Origin of the sequence: Noviherbaspirillum sp., assembly GCF_036846085.1 — a bacterium.
Taxonomy (GTDB): Bacteria; Pseudomonadota; Gammaproteobacteria; order Burkholderiales; family Burkholderiaceae_D; genus Noviherbaspirillum.
The window spans coordinates 1-6,622 of record NZ_DAIUCO010000278.1 but is presented as its reverse complement, the minus strand read 5'-3'; the positions used below and the strand labels follow the sequence as shown (position 1 = coordinate 6,622).

At 62.7% G+C, this 6,622-nt stretch carries 5 protein-coding genes and 1 pseudogene; 3 read left to right on the top strand and 3 right to left on the bottom strand.

Translation table 11 applies throughout. The annotated features are described in order from the left end of the window. Window positions 1–237 (bottom strand): hypothetical protein (locus V7080_RS22305; RefSeq protein ID WP_334190582.1); only part of this gene is annotated, 237 nt, incomplete at its 3' end. Window positions 238–408: 171 nt separating this feature from the next. On the opposite strand from V7080_RS22305, the gene V7080_RS22300 reads away from it, so the two are divergent. Continuing rightward, complete coding sequence (locus tag V7080_RS22300) at window positions 409–1,395, top strand: ROK family protein (RefSeq protein WP_334190581.1); 987 nt, start codon at window positions 409–411, stop codon at window positions 1,393–1,395. An 18-nt stretch (window positions 1,396–1,413) separates the two neighbouring features. Here V7080_RS22300 and V7080_RS22295 read toward each other — a convergent pair whose 3' ends face one another. Together V7080_RS22295 and cas5 are read right to left on the bottom strand one after the other, a co-directional pair. Continuing rightward, window positions 1,414–3,054 (bottom strand): sensor domain-containing diguanylate cyclase, encoded by a 1,641-nt coding sequence (locus V7080_RS22295; RefSeq protein ID WP_334190580.1) that lies wholly within the window; start codon window positions 3,052–3,054, stop codon window positions 1,414–1,416. Window positions 3,055–3,175: 121 nt separating this feature from the next. Then, window positions 3,176–3,265 (bottom strand): annotated as a pseudogene (gene cas5 / locus V7080_RS25445) (CRISPR-associated protein Cas5); the annotation flags it as partial. A 76-nt stretch (window positions 3,266–3,341) separates the two neighbouring features. Here cas5 and V7080_RS22290 point away from each other — a divergent pair. Both V7080_RS22290 and V7080_RS22285 read left to right on the top strand, forming a co-directional pair. Then, entirely contained in the window at window positions 3,342–4,205 is an 864-nt protein-coding gene (locus V7080_RS22290; protein WP_334190579.1) for an acyl-CoA thioesterase, read from the top strand. Window positions 4,206–4,359: 154 nt separating this feature from the next. After that, window positions 4,360–6,525, top strand: a complete 2,166-nt coding sequence (locus V7080_RS22285; RefSeq protein WP_334190578.1) for a VTT domain-containing protein — start codon at window positions 4,360–4,362, stop codon at window positions 6,523–6,525. Window positions 6,526–6,622: the final 97 nt, after the last annotated feature.

Below are 6,622 nucleotides of genomic sequence, written 5' to 3'. Positions count from 1 at the left end.
CTGAGCCGCAGGCGAGTTTATTTCGCTTCCCGCTTTGGCCCCCTCTTTTTCGGGAGAAGGAGTACGCGCTTGCAAGCGCGTACCGTTACGCAGGCGGACAGCATGCTGTCCGAATTCCCTGCTCCACCCTCGAAGGGCAGCGACTTTGCGGTCGCCTTTTTTGCCTTCTTTTTTGGCGAAGCAAAAAAGAAGGTGGCCCGCCGGGGCCAGTCCCGGCTTGTCTTTTCGAAGAGACATAAGGATTGAATCAACGGAGACACTCCGTAGCTCTGGATTCCCGCCTGCGCGGGAATGACAGGAGTGAGTATCACCGGAGACACTCCGTGGCTCTGGATTCCCCCTTGCAGGGCGCGCACTTGTTTGCAACCATCGAAAAGCAGTCATTATTTATAAACACAAATTAACACCATGCCTAAACCCCACATCATCGGCGCACTCGACATCGGCGGCACCAAGATCGCCGCCAGCATCGCCAACGAAAGCGGCCCGCTCGCCCGCCTGACCGCCCCCACTGCAAAAAGCGGCACCGTGCGCGCCTTGCCCGAACAGGCAATCGGCCTGCTGGAATCCGCCTGCAGAAAGGCTGGCATCGACCCGGCCCTGCTAACGTCGATCGGCGTCAGTTCCTGCGGCCCCTTCGTCGATCTCGATGGCGGCATCGGACTGGCCGCCCCGAACATCTGCGGCGGCGATGAGGGCGCGGCCGACCTGCCGAACGACTGGAAGGCGATTCCGCTGCAACGGGTGCTGCAGGAGCGCTTTGCCCACGTGCTGATCGAGAACGATTGCGTTGCCGCCTTGGCGGCCGAGCGCACCTTCGGCGCCGTGCAGGGCGAGCCGAACTGCGTGTATGTCACCTGGAGCACCGGCGTCGGTTTCGGTCTTTGCGTCGATGGAAATATGTTGCGGGGCAAGGGCGGCAACGCCGGTCATGCCGGCCACATGCTGATGAGCGAAGACTCGGACGCGCTGTGCGGGTGCGGCAATGTCGGCGATGTCGAGGGCTTGATTTCCGGCCGCAATCTCGGCAACCGGCTCGGGAAGTCGACCCAGGATGTGTTCGACGCGGCGCGCGCCGGCGATCCGCAGGCGCGCGAACTTGCGCTGGAAGCGGCGCGCCGCTTTGGCCGCGCGCTGTACAACGTGACGGCAGTGCTCGATACCCGTGTATTCGTCATCGGCGGCAGCGTCTGGACGCACCACGGCGACTGGCTCGCCGAGACGGTGCAACAGGAGATCGCTTCCCGCCTCCCGGCGATTACCCGCGGCGTAAGTATCATGCCGGCGATGCTGCAAGGATTGGTTGCGGACGTTGGCGCCTTCAGCCTGGCGATGCCGCGCGAATGGATTGCCGGCTGGCGGGCGACGCAGCCCTGGAAGGCGCTGGCAGACTAGGCACCCGCGTGGCGGCGCTCAGCCTGCCTCGACCGGTGCGGGGACTTCCGTACCGACCACGCGATCGCGGCCGAGTTGTTTGGCACGATACAGGGCCGCGTCCGCGCGTGCCAGCGCCTTGTCGATGCTCGTCTCCGTATGCACGAACTCCGACAGGCCGATGCTTACGGTGACCCCGATGCTGCCGCCGTCGACCGCCACCTTCATCAACGCAATCGATGCCCGCAGGCGCTCCGCGACCGCGAACGCGTCCGGTTCGGCGGTATCCGGAAGGATGACCACGAATTCCTCGCCGCCGAATCGCGCCATGAAATCGGATTCGCGCAACACGCTCCTGCACACGCCGGCCACGGCCTTGAGCACCTCGTCCCCGGCAGGATGCCCATAGGTGTCATTGATCTTCTTGAAAAAGTCGACATCGATCATCAGGACGGTAACGCAGCGCCGGTGCCTGCGCGCGGCGCTGAGCATCGTCGACGAGACATCGAGAAAGTGCCGGCGGTTGTAGCAGCCGGTGAGGCCGTCGGTGATGGCAATCGCCTTCAGGTGCTCGCTCAGGATTTCCAGTTCGCGGTGCTGCGCCTCCAGCTTCTCATGCGCGGCCTGCGCGGCCTGCCGTGCACGTTCCTTTTCGCTGATGCGCTTGCGGACCTGCATGACGTACAGTCCCAGCAGGACCAGGAATGCAGCACCGCCGGCGCCGATGCCGCTGTAGAGAAGTGCGATGTTGGCGACGACGTCAACCGGCGAATAGATGGTGATCGTCCATTTCGCGCCCGCCAGGTCGGTGCTGAGCGCCAGGTAGCGCGCGTCGCTGCGTCCGCTGCCGTCCTGCATGCGGACGATACGGGAGCCGCCTTCGATCGCGTCGATGCCGAACTCGATCGGCTCTTTCAGCATGGATGCATATTGGCGGGTATCGCGCAATTTGTTCAGCACCTCTGGCGCAAGCGGTGTCGTCGTTCGGTATTTCCAGTCCGGATTCGAACTAAGAAAGATAATGCCGTTGTCGTCGGTAACCGCCACCTGGTCCGCGCTTCCATCCCAGCGCTGGTCGATATCATCGAGGTCGATTTTCACCGCGACCACGCCGAGCGACCGGTCGCCCTGCCGCACGCCGAATGCCAGGAAGTAGCCAGGTTCCCTGGTCACCGAGCCGACGCCGTAGAAGCGGCCCAGCTTGCCGTTCAGCGCATCCTTGAAGTAGGGGCGGAACGAAAAATTCTTGCCGACGAAACTGTCGGCGCTTCTGTGGTTGCTCGAGGCAATCGTCACGCCTTCGGCATTCATCACATAGATGGCGGCCGATCCGGCCGTCCTGTTGACGTCTTCAAGAAAACCGTTGAGCGTCCCCGCTTTGGTCGTATCGCCATGCTGGCCCAGCACGTCGAGAATGGTCGGATGCCGGGCCAGCAGGTCGGGCAGGTAGTCGAATCGTTCCACCGGAGAAAAAAAGGATGCCTTGAAGACTTCCAGGCGATGGTTCGCCTGCTTCTGAAGCGTATCAAGACCGATGCGGTAACCGGCACGGTAGACTACATGGCCGGTCAGGCCGATGAAGACGGCGGCGAAAACGCCGGTCAGCAGCCATCTGGTCATCCGGTTCCTGCCGGCCCGGCTCCAGGGCCGGCGCGCCGCTGCTTCTGACGATTCATGCATCGATGTCTCCTGCCCCATGAAATCTCCAATCCAGGGAAGTGGGATAGTTATAGTTCTGCTTGGCAACATTCCGAGTATTGGCCGAATGCCGCGTGAAGGCAAGCTTCTTGCAAAGACAGTTTTAGTTCACGTGTCTGTGCAGGAGGGGGATCCCGATACCCAAAACCGTTTCCGGAGTGGGAAACGGTTTCGATAACCGCCCTGCAAACGTGAACTACGCGACATTCTCCATTGCGGAAATGCACTATGATCCGTTGCCCGAATTTTTTCGCTGTCGATAAAACAACATGCTAGATACAACACTTTTCAATACCGAGGAAATCCTGCGCCTTCTCGCGCTGGAGCAGACCGGCGAGGACCGCTTCCGCGGCCAGAGCCATTTCATGGGCAGTCCCAATGTCTTTGGTGGCCAGGTACTGGGCCAGTCGCTCCATGCGGCTAGCGTGACGGTGGAAGGCCGCCGTCCGCATTCCTTGCATTCGCTGTTCATCCTGCCGGGCAACCACCGGCTGCCGATCGATTACGAAGTCGAGCGGGTGCGGGACGGCGGCACCTTCAGCACGCGCCGGGTGGTGGCGATCCAGGAAGGACGCCGGATCTTCGTGATGTCGGCGTCGTTCCAGACGGAAGAGGAGGGCCTGTCGCACCAGAAGGCGGCGCCCGCCCACGCCGATCCCGAACAGCTCAAGTCCAACCTGCAAACCTGGAAGGAGCGCGCAGCCAACACGTCGCGGCCCTACCAGCCGGTCCCGGTGGATTTTCGCGCCGACCATGCCGGCGATATCTTCGGCGGCAACCAGGGCGCAACCACCAAGCAGGTCTGGACCAAATCGCCGATCGCCTTGCCCGACCAGCCCCTGACGCACGAGGCGCTGTTCGCCTATGTATCCGACTATGGCCTGTTGTGGACCTCGTTGCAGCCGCATGGCGTGATGATGGGCGACAAGCGTCTGCAGATCGCCAGCCTCGATCACACGATCTGGTTCCACCGGCCATTCCGGATGGACGAATGGCTGCTGTTTGCCATGGAAAGCCCGAATGCATCCGGGGGCAGGGGACTATGCATGGCCTATGTCTACAACCGCGGCGGCGATCTGGTTGCGACCGTGGCGCAGGAAGGCCTGATCCGCTTGCGCGAGAAAAAGGAATAGCGTCGGTGCAACAGCAGCGGCCGCAGCCGGGTCTGTGCTTGGATTGCAAAGGGCGATAACTGCCGGTTAGTTGATTTTGCGCGGCGATTGACAGAAACCATCCGTGCACCGGGGCGTCGAAGAAATAATCAACATTTCTTTCGGTTATGCCTGAATGCCTGTAACAGAGAAGTCCTCCGGTGCACCATCCGCTGCATTAAGCCTGCTCCAGCCGGGGCGCAATTGCTGGCGCATCGAGCATGCGGACCGTTTCAGCATGCTCGTCGACGCCGACATCTATTTCCGTGCGGTACGGGAAGCCATCCGCGCCGCCCGTCACAGCATATTTATCCTGAGCTGGGATATCGATTCGCGCATCCGGCTCGTGCCCGAAGGCGCCAACGACGGTTTTCCCGAACCGCTCGGCGACTTCCTCCATGCGGTGGTGCAGTCGCGCCCCGGCTTGCGCGCCTACGTGCTGAACTGGGATTTCGCCATGTTGTACGCGCTGGAGCGCGAATGGCTGCCGGCCTACAAATTGGGCTGGCGCACGCATCACCGGCTTGCCTTCCATATGGACGGTCATCACCCGGTCGGCGGCTCGCACCATCAAAAGGTTGTGGTCATCGACGACAAGCTCGCCTTCGTCGGCGGACTGGATCTGACGCGGGCGCGCTGGGATACCTCCGAGCACGCCTGCAACTCCCCGCTGCGCCACGACAGCGACGGCAAGCCGCACGACCCTTTCCACGATGTGCAGGCAATGGTCGATGGCGATGTCGCCCGGGCGCTCGGCGAACTGGCGCGCCAGCGCTGGCAGCGCGCCACCGGCATGGAGCCGGTCACCGCGACGATCGAACGTGCGCGCGATCCCTGGCCGGCGCAGATTGCGCCCGATCTGACCGATATCGATGTCGCGATCGCGCGCACCGAACCGGCGTTTGATGGCCAGATCGGCGTTTTTGAGGTGCGGCAACTGCATCTCGATGCGATAGCGAACGCACGGCATCACCTGTTTTTCGAGAACCAGTATTTCACCTCGGACCTGATCTGCAATGCGCTCTCCGCCCGCCTGATGCAGGAGCATGCGCCGGAAGTCATGATCGTTTCCCCGCATAACCAGAGCGGCTGGCTGGAACAGGCCACCATGGGCGTGCTGCGGGCGCGCGTGCATCACCGTCTGAAGGAAGCCGACAGGATAGGGCGCTACCGGATGTATTGCCCGACCTTGCCCGGACTGAAGGAGAGCAGCTGCCTGAACGTGCACAGCAAGGTCTTCACGATGGACGACGACCTGATCAGCATCGGCTCGGCCAATCTCAGCAACCGTTCCATGGCCTTCGACACCGAATGCAACCTCGTGATCGAAGCCTCGGGGCATGAAGACAGGCGGGCCGCCATCGCCCGCTTGCGCAACCGACTGCTCGCCGAACATCTGGCGACCGAGCCGGACGAGGTGGCCGCCGCCACCCGCCGCACCGGCAGTCTGCATGCGGCGGTGGATGCGTTGCGACAGCCCGGCCGTTCGATGATCGTGTTCGATCCGGTCACCACGCCGGAGCTGGAGGCGCTCATTCCGTCGCAGGCGGTGTTCGATCCGGAAAAGCCGATCGATCCGGACGAACTGGTGGAACAGTTCGTGCCCGAGGACGCACGCCGCCCGGTGCCTCGCCGGATGATCGGGCTCGGCACCCTGGCGGTCGCGCTGGCGCTCTTTGCCGTGGCATGGCGCTGGACGCCGTTGAGTGAATGGGTCAACCTGGCTTCGCTGGTGTCGCTTGCGCGCGGCCTCGAAGCCTTGCCGTTCACGCCGGTCGCCGTGATCTGCAGCTATGCGATCGCCGGCCTCGTCATGGTGCCGGTCACCTTGCTGATCGGCGTGACCGGCATCGTATTCGGTCCGGTCGCCGGTGCGTTTTACGCAATCGGCGGCACGCTGCTCAGCGCGGCGGTCACCTATGGGCTGGGCCGCTGGCTCGGCCGCGATACGGTGCACCAGCTCGTCGGTCCGCGCATCAACCGGCTCAGCCGCCGCATCGCCCGCCGCGGGATCATTGCCATGATCATCGTACGCATGCTCCCGATCGCGCCGTTCACCGTGGTCAATGTCATTGCCGGCGCGTCGCATATTCGCTTCCGTGACTACATGCTCGGCACGCTGCTCGGCATGACACCCGGCATCATCATCACCGTTACCTTTGTTCACCACCTTGCGGAAGCGATACGCAATCCCAGTCCCGGCACGATCGCGGTGCTGGCGCTGGTCGCCGCATTGCTGATCGGATCGGCGTTGGGCCTGCAGCGCCTGTTCACACGCAAAGACAATGTCGAGGCACGATGAAATTCACTGACGCCAACCTGCTGACCCCTGTCGAAGAAGCAATCACGCCGGACCTGAATCCCTGGCCGGTGACGATCGCGACGTACAACATCCATGG

Bases quoted from the DNA above. Each gene is read 5' to 3' on its own strand.
- V7080_RS22300 (WP_334190581.1), top strand. From the start codon at position 409: ATGCCTAAACCCCACATCATCGGCGCACTCGACATCGGCGGCACCAAG.
- V7080_RS22295 (WP_334190580.1), bottom strand. From the start codon at position 3,054: ATGCATGAATCGTCAGAAGCAGCGGCGCGCCGGCCCTGGAGCCGGGCC.
- V7080_RS22290 (WP_334190579.1), top strand. From the start codon at position 3,342: ATGCTAGATACAACACTTTTCAATACCGAGGAAATCCTGCGCCTTCTC.
- V7080_RS22285 (WP_334190578.1), top strand. From the start codon at position 4,360: ATGCCTGTAACAGAGAAGTCCTCCGGTGCACCATCCGCTGCATTAAGC.